Source organism: Prescottella equi (assembly GCF_020171745.1).
In the GTDB taxonomy this organism is placed as follows: Bacteria; Actinomycetota; Actinomycetes; order Mycobacteriales; family Mycobacteriaceae; genus Prescottella; species Prescottella equi_A.
The window spans coordinates 414,248-428,812 of record NZ_JAIVAH010000013.1 but is presented as its reverse complement, the minus strand read 5'-3'; the positions used below and the strand labels follow the sequence as shown (position 1 = coordinate 428,812).

Below are 14,565 nucleotides of genomic sequence, written 5' to 3'. Positions count from 1 at the left end.
ACCGGTCAACGCTCGCGTCCAGCCTAGGCGGTCGGCAATCCCACCTCGAGGTCGCTCAGGTCGGACACCACGACGTCCGCGCCGGCGTCACGCAACGCCTCCGCGTGATGGGTCCGATCCACACCGACGACCACCCCGAAGGCGCCGCGCCGGCCCGCCTCGACGCCCGCGAGCGCGTCCTCGAGCACCACGCACTCCGACGCCGCCAGCCCCAGCCGCCGGGCCCCCTCGAGATACGTGTCGGGTTCGGGCTTGCCGGCGAGCGAGAGCCGGTCGACGTCCATGCCGTCGACGCGGGCGTCGAACAGGTCGATCACGCCCGCCGCGTCGAGCACGCGCACCGCGTTGCGGCTCGCGGTCACCAACGCGACCGAGACGTGCGCCGCGCGCAGCCTGCGGATGAGCGCGACGGTGCCGGGGAACGCTTCGACCCCGTGCTCGTCGAGTTCGTGGCCGAACATCGCGTCCTTGCGGGCCGCGAGTCCGCACACCGTGTGTTCGGTTGGCGGATCCGACGGCTGCCCGTGCGGAATGTCGATCGACCGGGACGCCAGGAACGACGCGACGCCGTCGACGCGCGGCCGGCCGTCCACGTACTGCAGGTAGTCGTCGGACGTGAACGGCGACTCGCCCCGGCCGCGCTCGGCGAGAAACCCGTCGAACAGGCGCTTCCACGCCCGCTCGTGCACGCGCGCGGTGTCGGTGACGACGCCGTCCATGTCGAACAGGAATCCTGCGCACACGGTGTCCCCGATGCGGGCGGTTCCGGCGGCGGTCATCGTCGGTCCTCAGCCTCGGGGGTAGGGCCAGGGATTGAAGCGGCACACCTTGCCGTCCATCGGGACCACGCCCTCCGGATCGAGCTTGGCGATGTCGTTGTTCGCGGTGCCGAACGACTGCTGCATCATCACCGGGGCCAGCCCGCCGTCGGCCTCGCACGGCTGATGCGCCTGGTACCCGATCGCGTGCCCCACCTCGTGGTTGATCTGGTACTGCCGGTACGAACCGATGTCGCCCTGGAAGGCCGTCGCGCCGCGCACCCAGCGGGGCTCGTTCAGCACCACCCGGTCGATCCCGGGGTTGAAGCACGACACCTCGAGCTGGATGTCGTACCCACACACCTCGCGGATCGTCTCCTGCGAGGTCAGCGAGATCCGGAAGTCGGGCCCGTTCCCGTCCTTCAGCAGCGGGTCGGTCGCATCCACCCGGCGGAACGCGAATCGCGGATCGCGGGTCCAGCTCTTCGGATTCCCGAGCGTCTGGTCGACCATCCGGCCGAACGACTCGTCGCCGCCGAAGCCGGCCGTATCGATCCCGTCCTCGACCTCGATGCTGTACGTGAACACCCGCTCGGTGCCCTGACCGACCTGACCGGTCGCGCCCGGCACGACGTGCCAGGTGCGCGCGGCCGACGCGGTGAACGGTCCACCGTCCGGCAGCGCTCCCGCGGGCACGGTGTCGGCGAAATTGCCGTCCGCGAGCGGCGGGACTCCGACGATGTCGGTGCCGTCCTCGTGGCTGAGCACACCGAACCCGGGGTCTGCGGAGGCCGCGGAGTCCGAATCGCCGATCCCGCGGACGGCGTCGACGAGGACCAGGACCGTGACGATCAACAGCACCGGGATCGCGTACGCGCGCCACCCGTACATCGAGACGAACCGGCCGAGCCTGCTCTGCTTGCGCGCATCCCGCTCGGGGCGCGGCACCCGGGGACGGCCGATGTTGCGGCGGGTCGGATCCCACAGCGCGCGCAGCGGCTCGTGTGGATCGGGCACGCGGCCGGGATCGACGCCCGAGGGCCGAGAATCACCCGATCTCGGGTCGTCGGACACCTCGGGAACTGTGCCCCCCAGGCGCGGTCCTCCTCGGTCAGTCACCCCGCCAGAATCTCACAGACCGCCCGGCGGTTCACCCGGCGCGCCGGAAATCCGGAGGGCACCGCACCCGCGTGTGAGGTGGCCCACCGCCCCCTGAAGTGGCCGCGCACCGCCCCGCACTGCCACCGCCGACCGGTGATTGCTCACCGCGCGGGCGTGTCCCGAGTGTGGAATCCTGGAATACTCGCAGACAGGGGACGTGACGATGCCGGGCACACGGCACGTCGACGACAAGTTCAGGACAGCGAAATCGGCCGAGAAGCGTCCGGGTATCGTGCAAATGATTTATCTTGCCCCGAGGCGTTCGTGAGAGGTCGGACACCGAACGAAGCGGGGCTCTTTGTGCAGATTGGGAGCGACATGACTGAACTCGCGGATCGGACACACTCCGATCGCGCCGCCACGACCGCAAACGGTCAGGGCACCCGCCGCAATACCCGGCTACCCCGGGACGCGCGGCGTCTTCAGTTGCTCGCGGCCGCCAGCGAGGTCTTCGTCAGCCGCGGCTACCACGCCGCCGGCATGGACGAGATCGCCGAGTGCGCCGGCGTGAGCAAGCCGGTCCTGTACCAGCACTTCCCCGGCAAGCTGGAGCTGTACGTCGCGGTTCTGCAGAGCTACGTCGACACCCTCATCTCGGGTGTGCGCCAGGCGCTGCGGTCGACGACCGACAACCGCCAGCGTGTCCGGGCGGCCGTGCAGGCATTCTTCGACTTCGTCGACACCGACACGCAGGGTTTCCGTCTGGTGTTCGAGTCCGACCTGATGGGCGAGCCTCAGGTGGCGCGCCGCGTCGAGCAGGCCACCGAGGCATGCGTCGACGCGGTCTTCGACCTGGTCGCGCACGATTCGGGACTCGATCCGTACCGGGCCCGCATCCTCGCCGTCGGCCTCGTCGGCGCGAGCCAGTTCACCGCACGGTACTGGCTCGAGGCCGCTCGGCCGATCCCCAAGGAGGAAGCGGTCGACACGACCGTCGCCCTCGCGTGGGGTGGCCTCTCGCACGTGCCGCTGCACGCCGAGACCAAGTAGTCCGTGTAGTCCATGTAGTTCGCGCACTTTCGCGAAGGGCATACGCCAAGGGCGCGGAGTCGTCACGACTCCGCGCCCTTGGCGTATTTCCGGCTCTAGCTGGTCGGCGCGAACCCGACCTTGCGGCTGTCCGACGGGCCGATCTCCACGTAGGTGATCCGCGCGGCCTGGACGAGGAACTTGCGCCCCTTCTCGTCGACGAGCGAGAGCACACCGCCCGCCTCCGCGAGCGACTTCGTCACGAGCGCCTCCACCTCGTCGGGCGTGAGGACGCTGTTGACGACCAGCTCACGCGGGCTGTCAGTTACACCGATCTTGACCTCCACGGTCAACCTCCGAACTCTCCGAGCGCTTGAAGCTGTCCCGGCCAGATTAATGCAGCCCCGCCCACCCGAGCCTGCTGCGCCGCTGTGCTGAGAGCGAACAGTGTGCTCAGACCAGGCCGAGTACGGCCATCCGTTCGGCGTGCTTCGCCTGCATGTTGTCGAACAGGGCGGCGACGCCGTTGAGGCTGCCGGTCGCCGTCATGACGAGGTCGGTGAGGTCCTCACGGCGGGCGAGGACGAACTGGGCCTGCGTGATCGCTTCGCCGAGCAGCCGGCGACCCCACAGCATCAGCCGGTCCTTCTCGCTCGTGCTCGCGGCAACCGCGCTCCGAACCTCCTGCACGACGAACTCGGAGTGACCGACCTCGGCCAGCACCTCGCGGACGATCCCGCCCACCGCGGGGTCGAGCGAATGTGCGATCTCGAGGTAGAAATCGGCCGCGATACCGTCACCGACGTACGCCTTCACCAGCGACTCGAGCCACGTCGACGGGTCCGTCGACGCGTGGTAGGCATCCAGGGCCCGGACGAACGGATCCATCGCCGCGTAGACCTCGAGGCCCCGGTCGGTGAGCGCCTCGTGCAGCGTCTCGAAGTGCCCCATCTCGGCGGCGGCCATGCTGGCGAGCGCGACCCGCCCCCGCAGCGTGGGTGCCATCTGGGCATCCTCCGCCAGACGGTAGAACGCGGAGATCTCGCCGTACGCGAGAACGGCGAACAACTCGGCCACACCGGGGTGGTCCGCGGCGATGGCGGGCACGGACGACGTCTGTGAATCGGCTCCCATGACGCCACAGCCTAATCCGTGTCGTGACGTGCTCCCGGCAACGACGGGACCTGCCCGGAATGGTGATCTACGCCATGCAGGTGTCGGCCGCGAAGCGCCGGACCGCTACAATTGCGACGGGAGACCGTTATTTCCGCGCTGGTCCCGGTCCCGGAGCATGACTCCGGAGCGACGAATTCGAGTTGAATTCGAACGATTCGGGCGCGAAACGGATTCGGACTCCCGAAGATAATGTGCGCGCACCTGATCGACGGCGCCCGCCGCGTCTCGCCGAGATCCACTCGATTTCCGCGCTGAGACGGAGGCAGGGCCACCGCACAAGAGGGCACCGACTCGGCCGACTTACGGCCTGGCCCCTTACCTCGTGCGTGCGTGCCGATACGAGGAAGGCCAGTTCCCTGAGCAAGATCACGATCGACCACGAAGACAGTAACCACGCAGCAACCGAGACCACGCTGTCCGCGCAGCTGGACGAGACGCACACCCCGCCCACTTTCGGTGAGCTCGGTGTCCGCGACGAGATCGTCAAGGCGCTCGCCGAGATCGGCATCGAGCGCACGTTCGCCATCCAGGAGCTCACGCTCCCCCTCGCGCTCGCCGGCGACGACCTCATCGGTCAGGCCCGCACCGGCATGGGCAAGACCTTCGGCTTCGGCGTTCCGCTGCTCCATCGCGTTGCCACCGCTGATTCCGGCACCACCGCGCTCGACGGCACGCCCCGCGCGCTGGTGATCGTGCCGACGCGCGAGCTGTGCATCCAGGTGACGGAGGACCTCGAGAACGCGTCGAAGTACCTCGAGGCCGGCAAGAAGCCGCTGCAGGTCTTCTCGATCTACGGCGGCCGTCCCTACGAGCAGCAGATCGACGCGCTCCGCAAGGGCGTCGACGTCATCGTCGGCACGCCGGGCCGCCTGCTCGACCTCGCCAACCAGGGTCACCTGATCCTGGGCAAGGTCGGCGTCCTCGTCCTCGACGAGGCCGACGAGATGCTCGACCTCGGCTTCCTGCCCGACATCGAGCGCATCCTCGGCATGGTTCCGGACAAGCGCCAGACGATGCTGTTCTCGGCCACCATGCCGGGCCCGATCATCACGCTGGCCCGCACGTTCCTGACGCAGCCGACGCACATCCGCGCCGAGGAAGCGGACTCGTCCGCCGTCCACGAGCGCACCACGCAGCACATCTACCGCGCGCACGCGCTCGACAAGGCCGAGATGGTGGCCCGCGTCCTGCAGGCCGACGGCCGCGGCGCGACGATGATCTTCACCCGCACCAAGCGCACCGCGCAGAAGGTCGCGGACGACCTGAACGAGCGCGGCTTCAACGTCGGCGCCGTGCACGGTGACCTCGGCCAGGTCGCGCGCGAGAAGGCCCTCGCCGGATTCCGCACCGGCAAGGTCGACGTGCTCGTCGCCACCGACGTCGCGGCCCGCGGCATCGACATCGACGACGTCACGCACGTCATCAACTACCAGTGCCCCGAAGACGAGAAGACCTACGTGCACCGCATCGGCCGCACCGGTCGCGCCGGCCGCACCGGAACCGCGATCACGTTGGTCGACTGGGACGACATCCCCCGCTGGCAGCTGATCGACAAGGCCCTCGATCTCGGTGTCGCCGAGCCCGTCGAGACCTACTCGAGCTCGCCGCACCTGTACGAGGATCTCGGTATCCCCACGGACGCAAAGGGTTCGATCCGCAAGCCCCGCTCCGAGCGTCCGGCAAAGGACACCAAGGCCGCGGGCGAGTCCCGCGACCGCGGCGAGAAGTCCGAGAAGTCGGACGCCCCCAAGCGTTCGCGTCGTCGCACCCGCGGCGGCAAGGCCACCGACGGATCGGCCCCGGCGGACGCCACCGCGACGTCCGGCGAGAAGGCTCCCGAGGTCGCGTCGGCCGCGGCCGACGAGGGCACCTCCGCACCGCGCCGCCGTCGTCGCCGTCGTCGTCCCGCGTCCGCCGACGGCGCGCCTGCGCAGACTGACTCCCAGCCCGTGAGCGCCACGGCGGCCGCCGAGTAGTTCGGGGTAACCTGCCACCTGTGCTGGCACCCGAGCGTCGTACCCGTCTGGACGTCGCCGTCGCCGCGACCATCGCGATTCTCGTCGCGGTCGCCGCGGCGGCGATCTGGATCCGGAGCGACGCTCGGGGAACCACCTCGGTGACCGCGGATACTCCCGCGGCCGCGGTGGACACCCCCCTCTCTCCACCCTCTTCACTGAACGAAATCTGGCAGGCCGCCAGCCCCGGATCGGCCGCCCCGATCGTCGCCGACGGCACGGTTGCGACCGCCGACGGCGGAACGGTCCTCGGCCGCGACCCCGTCACCGGAGACGAGCGGTGGCGTTACCAGCGGGACATGCCGCTGTGCGGCGCCATCGGAGCCTGGAACACCGTCGTCGCGGTCTACCGCGATCAGCGTGGCTGCAGCCAGGTCACCCAACTCGACGGCGCGACCGGCGCACGCAAGGCGCAGCGGTCCAGCGACGCCGACGACGCGGTCACCCTCTCCTACGACGGCACCTACGTGGTATCCCGCGGTTCGGAGCGGATGGAACTGTGGCGGTCCGATCTGGTCCGAACCCTCGAGTTCGGCCGGGTCGACGCGCCGATCAACCCCGGCAAGCAACCGCGACCGGACTGCGACCTGAAATCGGCGGCGGCCGGCGGTACCCGGGTGACCGTGCTGATGCACTGCCCCGGTGAGGCCGGCGACCGGATCAGCGTCCTCGACGCCGCCCCGAAGGACAATCAGGAACCGCAGGAGTTCGGCTCGACACTGTTGACCGGTCCCGGCGCGGACACATCCGGCGCCCGGCTCATCGCGGCGTCCGGCGACCGCACCGCGGTGTTCCTGCCCGCGGGCCCGATCTCCGAGGCCCGGATCGCTGTCGTCGACGGCGCCGGCGCCGAGATCGCCTCCCACCCAGTCACCACCGCGGTCGGCGCCGACGCGACCGCCGCCCGCAACGGTTCCGTCTTCACGTGGTGGACCGGCACCGAGCTGATCGCCCTCTCCACCAGCGAACTGGCGCCGAAATGGACCATGACCGGCGCCCTCGGCCCCGGCGCGATCATGGCCGGCTCGCTGCTGGTCCCGGTGCCCGGCGCGATCGCCGTCCTCGACCCCGCGACGGGCGTCGAGCAGGAACGAATCCCCGTTACCCGCGACAGCGACGCCGCCCCGATCGCGACGGCGATCCTCGGCGACATCGTGCTCGAGCAGCGCGGCGACGAGGTCGTCGCGCTGCGCTGAGTCACTCGGGCGCGATCAGGCCGTCCCCTCGTACGGCGAGAAGGTCACCAGCTCGGCCTTGCCGGTCCAGTGCGTCGAAAGATGATGCGCCAGTTGGCGATACGCCTCTCCGCCCTTGTTCTTGCGGCCCGCCAGCACGGTCGCGCCGGACGCCGACGCCTCCGCGAACCGCACCGTGCGCGGGATCGGCGGGGCCAGCACCGGCAGGTCGTAGCGGTCCGAGACGTCGGACAGGACGTCGCGGCTGTGCGTGGTGCGCGCGTCGTACAGCGTCGGCAGCGCACCGAGCAGCACCAGATCGGGGTTGGTGATCTGCTGGACCTCGGAGACGGTCCGCAGCAACTGCCCCACACCGCGGTGCGCGAGCGTCTCGCACTGCAGCGGCACCAGCACCTGCTGCGCCGCGGTCAGTCCATTGAGGGTGAGCACGCCCAGCGACGGCGGGCAGTCGATGATGATCACGTCGAAGTCGTCGAGGACCGGCGCCAGCGCCCGCTTGAGCGCGAACTCGCGCCCCGGGCGCATCAACAGCAGCGCCTCCGCGCCCGCCAGGTCGATGGTCGCGGGTAGCAACTTGACGCCGTCGTCGGTGTCGAGCAGCACGTCCGCGACCGGCACGTCCCCCGTGAGCACGTCGTGCACCGACGCCTCGAGCCGATCGGGGTTGTGCCCCAACGAGAATGTCAGACATCCCTGTGGGTCCAGATCCACCACCAGCACCCGCCGGTCGAGGTCCACGAGTGCCGCCCCCAGAGACGCGACCGTCGTGGTCTTGGCTACCCCACCCTTTTGATTCGCTACAGCCAGTACCGTCGTCACGGCCTAGATCCTTGCGTACTCGAGGCCCGAAGGCGAGGGTTCGGCCGCACCCGGCATGATTGATCCCATGACCGCACCCGAGCGCCGACTGGTTCTGCTGCGACACGGGGAGACCGAGTGGGCGCGCCTCGGCCGGCACACGAGCACCACCGAGGTGCCCCTCACCGAGCGCGGCGCGGTCCAGGCCCGGGAGGCCGGCGTACAGCTGTCGGAACTCGCGCTGAACAACCCGCTGGTCGTCACCAGCCCGCGACGACGGGCACACGTCACCGCGACCCTCGCGGGGCTGACCCACGACCGGCGCTGGGACGCGTTGACCGAATGGGATTACGGCGAGTTCGAGGGTCTCACCACCCCCGAGATCCGCGAGCAGGTCCCGCACTGGACGGTGTGGACCCACCCGTGCCCGGGCGGCGAGACCCACGAAATGGTCACCTCGCGGGCCGACATGGTGGTCCACACCGCCGAGGCCGCTCTCGCGGACCGGGACGTGGTGCTGGTGGGGCACGGCCACTTCATGCGGGCCGTGATCGCGCGCTGGGTGGAGCTCCCGGTCGCCGAGGGCCGGCGCTTCCTGCTCGAGCCCGCCGCACACACCGTCCTGAGCTACGAGCACGGGTTCCGCACGATCCAGACCCACAACGTCACCCCGAGAGAGGGCCGTCAGTGAGCGAATCAACGAGCACCACCGCGGTGATCCGGCGCGCGACGCCCGACGACGTCGACGCCATCACCGGGCTGATCTACGAACTCGCCGAGTACGAGAAGGCCCGGCACGAGTGCACTGTGGTCCCCGAGCAGATCACCGCCGCACTGTTCGGCCCGGAGCCGGCGACCTTCGCCCACGTCGTCGAGGTCCAGGCGGCGGACGGGCCGACGGTCGTGGGCACGGCGATCTGGTTCCGCAACTTCTCCACGTGGGACGGCGTGCACGGCATCTACCTCGAGGATCTGTACGTCACGCCCGAGCACCGCGGCGCCGGCTACGGCACGGCGCTGTTGGCGACGCTCGCCGAGGAGTGCGTCACGAAGGGGTACACGCGTCTGGCGTGGTCGGTGTTGAACTGGAACACGCCGTCGATCGGGTTCTACGAATCACTCGACGCGGTCGCGCAGGACGAATGGACCACCTATCGACTCAGCGGGGACGCGCTGGCAGCCCTCGCCACCCGGGTGCCGTGACCGGCCCCGGAGCTCACTCCTCGTCGGCGTCCGGGGCCCCGTAGGCCTCGGCCATCCAGCGAGAGGTGCTGCCTGCGAACAGCATCGCGAGCGCCGTGAGCACCACGGCGCCGAGCAGAACACCCCAGAACCAGCGGTGCGAGGTCAGCACGTACCACGTGACGGGCAGCAGCAGCAGCTGCGCCATGAGCGCGATCGTGCGTCCCCAGCGCTGCCCGCGCAGCAGCGCGATGCCGGCCGCCAGCACGGCACCGCCGAGGATGATGAACCAGACGGCGGTACCGTAGCCGCTCGTGACGCTCTGATCGGCGCCGAGCAGACCCCGCACCACCAGGAAGATCGCGAAACCGACAGCGGCCGCACCCTCGAGAGCGACGATCGCGCCGGCCCGGAGGACCGTGCTGGGAGTAGGGGCGGACGCAGACTGATTCGACACGCAGCCAGCCTATACATCGACCGGACCCGGCTAGGCTGATGCCCCGTGCGCGCGCTGCTGATCGTCAACCCCAACGCCACCTCGACCACACCTGCGGGCCGAGACCTGCTCGCACACGCGCTGTCGAGCCGGGTCCGCCTCGACGTCGCGCACACGACGCACCGCGGACACGCCGGCGAACTGGCCGCGAAGGCCCGCACCGACGGCGTCGCGCTGATCATTGTCCACGGCGGCGACGGCACGGTGAACGAAGTGGTCAACGGCCTGCTCGGCGAGCCGCATCCCAAGTCGATGCGCTCGGTTCCGATCGGCCCGATCCCACTGGTGGCGGTCGTCCCCGGCGGATCGGCGAACGTGTTCGCGCGCTCGCTGGGCATCGAACCCGATCCGGTCGACGCCACGAATCAGTTGATCGATCTCCTCGCGTTGCGCCGACGCCGGACGATCGGCCTCGGCCACTGCGACAACCGCTGGTTCACGTTCAATGCGGGCATGGGCCTCGACGCACAGGTCTGTGAGGCCGTCGACAGGGGCCGCAACAATGGACAGGCGGTCACGCCGGGGCGCTACGTGCGTCATGCCGTCCGCGCATTCTTCCGCGCGAAGCGCGAGGAGCCGACATTGACGGTGACCGTGCCCGACCGCGAACCGATCGAGGGCATCCACTACGCCTTCGTCTCGAACTCGACTCCGTGGACGTATCTGAACAGGCGTGAGGTGCACACGAATCCGGGGACGGGCTTCGACACCGGCCTCGGACTGTTCGCGATGCGGACCATGCGCGTCTTTGCCAGTCTTCGCGTAGTTCGTCAACTACTTTCCGCCGGATTATCGCCTAAATCACATTCATTGATTCGATTCGACGACGTTCCACAAATCCACATCCGTTCGAGTTCCCCGATCGGCCTGCAAATGGACGGCGACTATATCGGCCTGCGAACCGATGTGACATTCGTCGCGGTGCCGGACGCACTCGAGGTCGTCGCACCCGCACCGCGCTGATCCCCGGATCGGCCCCGATCGCGGCCTTCTGCGCCCCGTTCCACTCAATCGGACGCCCGATCGAGGCCTCCCAACCGGCCGATCGGTCACTCGTCCGCACCCAAATGCCCAGATGGGGTGCGCAAATCCCCAGGTGGGTGTAGAAAGGACGAGGGACCACATAGGGGAGCCTAACCGAGTGAGCTTGCCCACGGTGCAGTCGTTTTCTATTGACTTCCCCTCGGTTCGTGAAAGCATTCACAAGTAACAGCGCTGAAACTTCCAAGTAAGCGCCCATGAACTTGCGAATACATAACGGTGCACATTGCACCCAACTAAGGAGTAGAAAGATGGACTGGCGTCACACCGCAATCTGTCGCGACGAGGATCCCGAACTGTTCTTCCCGGTGGGAAACAGCGGCCCGGCTCTCGCGCAGATTGCTGATGCCAAGGTTGTCTGCAACCGTTGCCCCGTCACCGCCGAGTGCCTGTCCTGGGCCCTCGAGTCCGGCCAGGACGCCGGCGTCTGGGGCGGCATGAGCGAGGACGAGCGTCGCGCCCTCAAGCGCCGCAACGCTCGGACCCGCGCACGCACCGCGGTCTGATACGGCTTTCGCGGAGGGCTCGGCACCACGAGGTGCCGGGCCCTCCGTCGTTTCACGCTTTTCGTGACGCGAACGTAAGAACCGCGAATGTAAGAACCATCGACCGCGCCCGGCGGGCGCGACGTCGCCTAGCTTCGCGGTGACCGCCGACCCAGCGGCACGCGGAGCACAGCGTCGGTTCCACCGTTCGGCGACGGATGCAGCCCGAGGGAACCACCCAACTCCGCGCCCACCAGGGTCCGCACGATCTGAAGTCCCAACCGGTCCGACTTCTCGAGACTGAACCCGGCCGGAAGTCCGCGCCCGTCGTCGTGGATGACGACGTCGAGCCAACGCGCGGATCGATCCGAGCGCAGGTACACCGTCCCCGATTCTCCCGGCTCGAAGGCGTGCTCGATCGCGTTCTGCACGAGTTCCGTCAGCACCATCACAAGCGGAGTCGCCCGCTCGGCGGAGAACACGCCGAGACTGCCCTCACGCTTGATCTTGATCGGCATGTTGACCGACGCGACGTCCGCGAGGATCGGCACGAGACTGTCCACGACCTCGTCGAGATCGACTTCCTCGTCCACCGACATCGACAGCGCATCATGAACGAGCGCAATGGAAGTCACCCGCCGGACCGACTCGCTCAGCGCCAGCCGCGCCTCCTCGTTCTCGGTGCGGCGGGCCTGCAGGCGCAGCAGCGCCGCGACCGTCTGGAGATTGTTCTTGACCCGGTGGTGAATCTCCCGGATCGTCGCGTCCTTGCTCAGCAGCGCGCGATCACGGCGCTTCACCTCGGTGACGTCACGGATCACCACGGCGGCGCCGACCACCGTGCCGCGCGGCTTGAGCACGAGGGCCCGGAGCAGAACGGTCGCCCCACGGGCCTCGATCTCCATCCGGTGTCCGAGCCGACCGCCGAGCGTGCCGCTGATGTAGTCGGCCACTTCCTGCGATTCGAACGGATCGGTGATGAGCGAGCGCGTCGTGGACGCCAGGTCCTTGCCCACCAGATCGGTGTTCAGACCCATCCGGTGGTAGGCCGACAACGCGTTCGGGCTCGAGTACACCACCCGCCCCTCGGGATCGAGACGGATGAAACCGTCGCCGGCGCGGGGGCTCGAATTGGTGTCGGAGCGGGTCTCCGGGTTGGGGAACGTCCCCTCGCTGATCATCTGGCACAGGTCGGCGGCGCAATCGAGGTACGCGACTTCGAGGGGGCTCTGGGCACGCTGCTGCGCCAGGTTGGTGTCCCGGCTCAGGACGGCGATCACCTCACCGTCGCAGCGGACCGGGACCGCTTCCCTGCGTAGGGGCGCTCCCCCACGCCACGAATGATCGACCTCGCTGACGATCTCGCCCTCGACAAGCGCCCGGAGCACCTGCGGATGCTCGGACTCCGAGACCACCGAGCCGACGGCGTCGTCGGGAAATGCGGTGGAGGCCGTTGTCGGCCGGCACTGCGCGACGCACACGACGGTCCCCGGCACCGCACCGTCGGCCCCCTCCGGCCGCTCGGTGGCCACCCACAGCAGGACATCGGCGAAAGACAGGTCCGCGAGTAGCTGCCATTCGCCCACCACCTGCTGCAGGTGGTCTACCGCGTTACCGGGAAGGTCGGTGTGCTCGGCGAGCAGGTCGCTCAGGGTCGACATGTGCCAGGCTCCGAATCGCTTCTCTGGTTCAGCTGATGGTGGCGATCAGATCGCCCTGCTGGATGACATCGCCGACCTTCACGTCGACGGACGTCACCTTGCCGGTGACCTCGGCCAGAACGGGGATTTCCATCTTCATGGACTCGAGGATCACCAGGGTGTCGCCCTCGTTGACCTCTTCGCCTGCACTGACAACGACCTGGTAAACGGTCGAAACCATCTCGGCGCGCACATCTTCTGCCACCTGGCACCTCACTGTTCGTGGACGGTCGCGGACCAGCCAATGGAACCACAGCCAACCACACGTGAAACACTAGGACGAACCCGAGTTCGAACAGAGAAGGAGCTACTCATGGGTAAGCGTGGTCGTAAGAAGCGCAGCCGCAAGGGCAACGCCGCCAACCACGGCAAGCGTCCCAACGCCTGAGTAAGGCTGTAGACGAGAATCGGGGGGCGGCAAGCGACAGCTTGCCGGCCCCCCCCCCCCCCCCCCCCCCCCCCCCCCGATCGTCGTATCTGCGCAGGTCAGCGATCGGTGTCGAGATCCCCGACCAGCCCGGTCTCGGTGACGACCACCGTCCGACGGATCTCGATCGACAGGCGTTCGCGCAGGCCGGCGGGTGCATGATCCCCACCACACTTACGCCCGATCAGCCTCTTGACCTTCTCCTCGATGCCGTACGCCGCGAAGCACGCTCCACAGTTCTCGAGGTGCCGCTCGATCCGCGCGCGGGAATGCTCGTCGCACTCGCTGTCGAGCAGCAACCACACGTCCGCGATCACCGCCGAGCAGTCCAACTGCTCGAATTCGTTCTCCCCGGTCACCGAGTAACCTCCCGCTCCGCCTCGACGGCACTGCTGCGCTCGGCGGCGTCGACGGCGCCCCCGCGGTTGAATCCACGTTCCCGGGCGACATCCGCGAGCAGACCCCGCAACTGCTTGCGCCCGCGGTGCAGTCGGGACATCACGGTGCCGATCGGCGTGCCCATGATCTCCGCGATCTCCTTGTAGGGGAATCCCTCGACGTCGGCGTAGTACACCGCCATCCGGAACTCCTCCGGGAGTTCCTGCAGGGCCGCCTTGATGTCGTCGTCCGGGAGCGCGTCGAGCGCCTCGACCTCGGCGGAGCGCAGACCGGTCGAGGTGTGCTCGGCCGTCGCGGCCAGCTGCCAGTCGGTGATCTCGTCCGTCGGGTACTGCGCAGGCTGACGCTGCTTCTTGCGGTAGGAGTTGATGTAGGTGTTGGTGAGGATGCGGTACAGCCAGGCCTTGAGGTTCGTCCCCTCCTTGAAGGAACGGAACGCCGAGTACGCCTTGACGTACGTCTCCTGCACCAGGTCCTCGGCGTCCGCCGGGTTGCGCGTCATGCGCAGCGCGGCACCGTACAGCTGATCGAGCAGCGGTAGCGCGTCACGCTCGAACCGCTCGATCAGTTGGTCCTGGGACTCCGGGCCGTCACCCGCGGCCTCGTTCGCGGGTTCGTGATCGTCCAGCACGCTGATCCCTTCGCTTGCCGTAGGGGTCAAGGCTACCGCCAACCCCGGGGCTATCGAGGGATGCGTCTCGGTCACGAAATCCGCCGCGGCCTCCGGACGAACCCGTTCTGCGCACAACACCGGCACGAACC

The 14,565-nt window shown here is 68.6% G+C and carries 18 protein-coding genes; 8 read left to right on the top strand and 10 right to left on the bottom strand.

Annotation, left to right across the window (positions count from 1 at the left end; genetic code table 11):
- Nucleotides 1–23 precede the first annotated feature (23 nt).
- Nucleotides 24–779, bottom strand: a complete 756-nt coding sequence (locus LCL87_RS12150; RefSeq protein WP_225019828.1) for a beta-phosphoglucomutase family hydrolase — start codon at nucleotides 777–779, stop codon at nucleotides 24–26.
- Nucleotides 780–788: 9 nt separating this feature from the next.
- The gene (locus LCL87_RS12145) at nucleotides 789–1,877 is read right to left on the bottom strand and encodes a DUF3152 domain-containing protein (protein WP_225019825.1); all 1,089 of its coding nucleotides are present in this window, start codon (nucleotides 1,875–1,877) and stop codon (nucleotides 789–791) included.
- A 360-nt stretch (nucleotides 1,878–2,237) separates the two neighbouring features.
- Here LCL87_RS12145 and fasR point away from each other — a divergent pair, with 360 nt between their 5' ends.
- Nucleotides 2,238–2,909, top strand: a complete 672-nt coding sequence (gene fasR / locus LCL87_RS12140) for an HTH-type transcriptional activator FasR (RefSeq protein ID WP_013416717.1) — start codon at nucleotides 2,238–2,240, stop codon at nucleotides 2,907–2,909.
- A 95-nt stretch (nucleotides 2,910–3,004) separates the two neighbouring features.
- Here the strand turns inward: fasR and LCL87_RS12135 are convergent, their stop codons facing one another.
- Both LCL87_RS12135 and LCL87_RS12130 read right to left on the bottom strand, forming a co-directional pair.
- Entirely contained in the window at nucleotides 3,005–3,235 is a 231-nt protein-coding gene (locus LCL87_RS12135) for a DUF3107 domain-containing protein (RefSeq protein ID WP_225020026.1), read from the bottom strand.
- Nucleotides 3,236–3,341: 106 nt separating this feature from the next.
- Nucleotides 3,342–4,022: a ferritin-like fold-containing protein gene (locus LCL87_RS12130; protein WP_225019823.1), complete on the bottom strand. Its 681-nt coding sequence runs from the start codon at nucleotides 4,020–4,022 to the stop codon at nucleotides 3,342–3,344.
- Nucleotides 4,023–4,390: 368 nt separating this feature from the next.
- On the opposite strand from LCL87_RS12130, the gene LCL87_RS12125 reads away from it, so the two are divergent.
- The gene (locus LCL87_RS12125; protein WP_225019821.1) at nucleotides 4,391–6,040 is read left to right on the top strand and encodes a DEAD/DEAH box helicase; all 1,650 of its coding nucleotides are present in this window, start codon (nucleotides 4,391–4,393) and stop codon (nucleotides 6,038–6,040) included.
- Between the two features lie 20 nt (nucleotides 6,041–6,060).
- Complete coding sequence (locus LCL87_RS12120; RefSeq protein ID WP_225019819.1) at nucleotides 6,061–7,275, top strand: Rv3212 family protein; 1,215 nt, start codon at nucleotides 6,061–6,063, stop codon at nucleotides 7,273–7,275.
- Between the two features lie 15 nt (nucleotides 7,276–7,290).
- Here the strand turns inward: LCL87_RS12120 and LCL87_RS12115 are convergent, their stop codons facing one another.
- A complete protein-coding gene (locus LCL87_RS12115; protein ID WP_225019817.1) occupies nucleotides 7,291–8,094 on the bottom strand; it encodes an AAA family ATPase in 804 nt (267 codons plus the stop codon).
- A 55-nt stretch (nucleotides 8,095–8,149) separates the two neighbouring features.
- On the opposite strand from LCL87_RS12115, the gene LCL87_RS12110 reads away from it, so the two are divergent.
- Both LCL87_RS12110 and LCL87_RS12105 read left to right on the top strand, forming a co-directional pair.
- Nucleotides 8,150–8,764 carry an acid phosphatase gene (locus LCL87_RS12110; RefSeq protein ID WP_225019816.1) on the top strand — a complete coding sequence of 205 codons (615 nt, stop codon included), beginning with the start codon at nucleotides 8,150–8,152 and terminating at the stop codon, nucleotides 8,762–8,764.
- Between the two features lie 23 nt (nucleotides 8,765–8,787).
- Nucleotides 8,788–9,276, top strand: a complete 489-nt coding sequence (locus LCL87_RS12105; protein WP_225020025.1) for a GNAT family N-acetyltransferase — start codon at nucleotides 8,788–8,790, stop codon at nucleotides 9,274–9,276.
- 13 nt (nucleotides 9,277–9,289) lie between these two features.
- Here the strand turns inward: LCL87_RS12105 and LCL87_RS12100 are convergent, their stop codons facing one another.
- Nucleotides 9,290–9,712: a hypothetical protein gene (locus LCL87_RS12100; RefSeq protein ID WP_225019813.1), complete on the bottom strand. Its 423-nt coding sequence runs from the start codon at nucleotides 9,710–9,712 to the stop codon at nucleotides 9,290–9,292.
- A gap of 45 nt (nucleotides 9,713–9,757) precedes the next feature.
- On the opposite strand from LCL87_RS12100, the gene LCL87_RS12095 reads away from it, so the two are divergent.
- Nucleotides 9,758–10,714 (top strand): diacylglycerol kinase family protein, encoded by a 957-nt coding sequence (locus tag LCL87_RS12095; protein ID WP_225019811.1) that lies wholly within the window; start codon nucleotides 9,758–9,760, stop codon nucleotides 10,712–10,714.
- A gap of 329 nt (nucleotides 10,715–11,043) precedes the next feature.
- Complete coding sequence (locus tag LCL87_RS12090) at nucleotides 11,044–11,298, top strand: WhiB family transcriptional regulator (protein ID WP_005518766.1); 255 nt, start codon at nucleotides 11,044–11,046, stop codon at nucleotides 11,296–11,298.
- A gap of 128 nt (nucleotides 11,299–11,426) precedes the next feature.
- On the opposite strand, the gene LCL87_RS12085 is transcribed toward LCL87_RS12090, so the two are convergent.
- Together LCL87_RS12085 and LCL87_RS12080 are read right to left on the bottom strand one after the other, a co-directional pair.
- Complete coding sequence (locus LCL87_RS12085; RefSeq protein WP_225019809.1) at nucleotides 11,427–12,938, bottom strand: histidine kinase N-terminal domain-containing protein; 1,512 nt, start codon at nucleotides 12,936–12,938, stop codon at nucleotides 11,427–11,429.
- Nucleotides 12,939–12,966: 28 nt separating this feature from the next.
- The gene (locus LCL87_RS12080) at nucleotides 12,967–13,218 is read right to left on the bottom strand and encodes a biotin/lipoyl-binding carrier protein (RefSeq protein WP_139812799.1); all 252 of its coding nucleotides are present in this window, start codon (nucleotides 13,216–13,218) and stop codon (nucleotides 12,967–12,969) included.
- Nucleotides 13,219–13,290: 72 nt separating this feature from the next.
- Here LCL87_RS12080 and LCL87_RS25860 point away from each other — a divergent pair, with 72 nt between their 5' ends.
- Nucleotides 13,291–13,365 (top strand): 50S ribosomal protein bL37, encoded by a 75-nt coding sequence (locus tag LCL87_RS25860; protein WP_022597109.1) that lies wholly within the window; start codon nucleotides 13,291–13,293, stop codon nucleotides 13,363–13,365.
- Between the two features lie 98 nt (nucleotides 13,366–13,463).
- On the opposite strand, the gene rsrA is transcribed toward LCL87_RS25860, so the two are convergent.
- Complete coding sequence (rsrA, locus tag LCL87_RS12075; RefSeq protein ID WP_225019807.1) at nucleotides 13,464–13,763, bottom strand: mycothiol system anti-sigma-R factor; 300 nt, start codon at nucleotides 13,761–13,763, stop codon at nucleotides 13,464–13,466.
- Nucleotides 13,760–14,560 carry a sigma-70 family RNA polymerase sigma factor gene (locus LCL87_RS12070; protein WP_510850745.1) on the bottom strand — a complete coding sequence of 267 codons (801 nt, stop codon included), beginning with the start codon at nucleotides 14,558–14,560 and terminating at the stop codon, nucleotides 13,760–13,762. Before LCL87_RS12070 ends, rsrA begins: the two co-directional genes overlap by 4 nt.
- Nucleotides 14,561–14,565: the final 5 nt, after the last annotated feature.

Excerpts from the sequence above, each read along its gene's own strand:
- LCL87_RS12150 (WP_225019828.1), bottom strand. The coding sequence starts at position 779 with ATGACCGCCGCCGGAACCGCCCGCATCGGGGACACCGTGTGCGCAGGA.
- fasR (WP_013416717.1), top strand. The coding sequence starts at position 2,238 with ATGACTGAACTCGCGGATCGGACACACTCCGATCGCGCCGCCACGACC.
- LCL87_RS12130 (WP_225019823.1), bottom strand. The coding sequence starts at position 4,022 with ATGGGAGCCGATTCACAGACGTCGTCCGTGCCCGCCATCGCCGCGGAC.
- LCL87_RS12110 (WP_225019816.1), top strand. The coding sequence starts at position 8,150 with ATGATTGATCCCATGACCGCACCCGAGCGCCGACTGGTTCTGCTGCGA.
- LCL87_RS12090 (WP_005518766.1), top strand. The coding sequence starts at position 11,044 with ATGGACTGGCGTCACACCGCAATCTGTCGCGACGAGGATCCCGAACTG.
- LCL87_RS12085 (WP_225019809.1), bottom strand. The coding sequence starts at position 12,938 with ATGTCGACCCTGAGCGACCTGCTCGCCGAGCACACCGACCTTCCCGGT.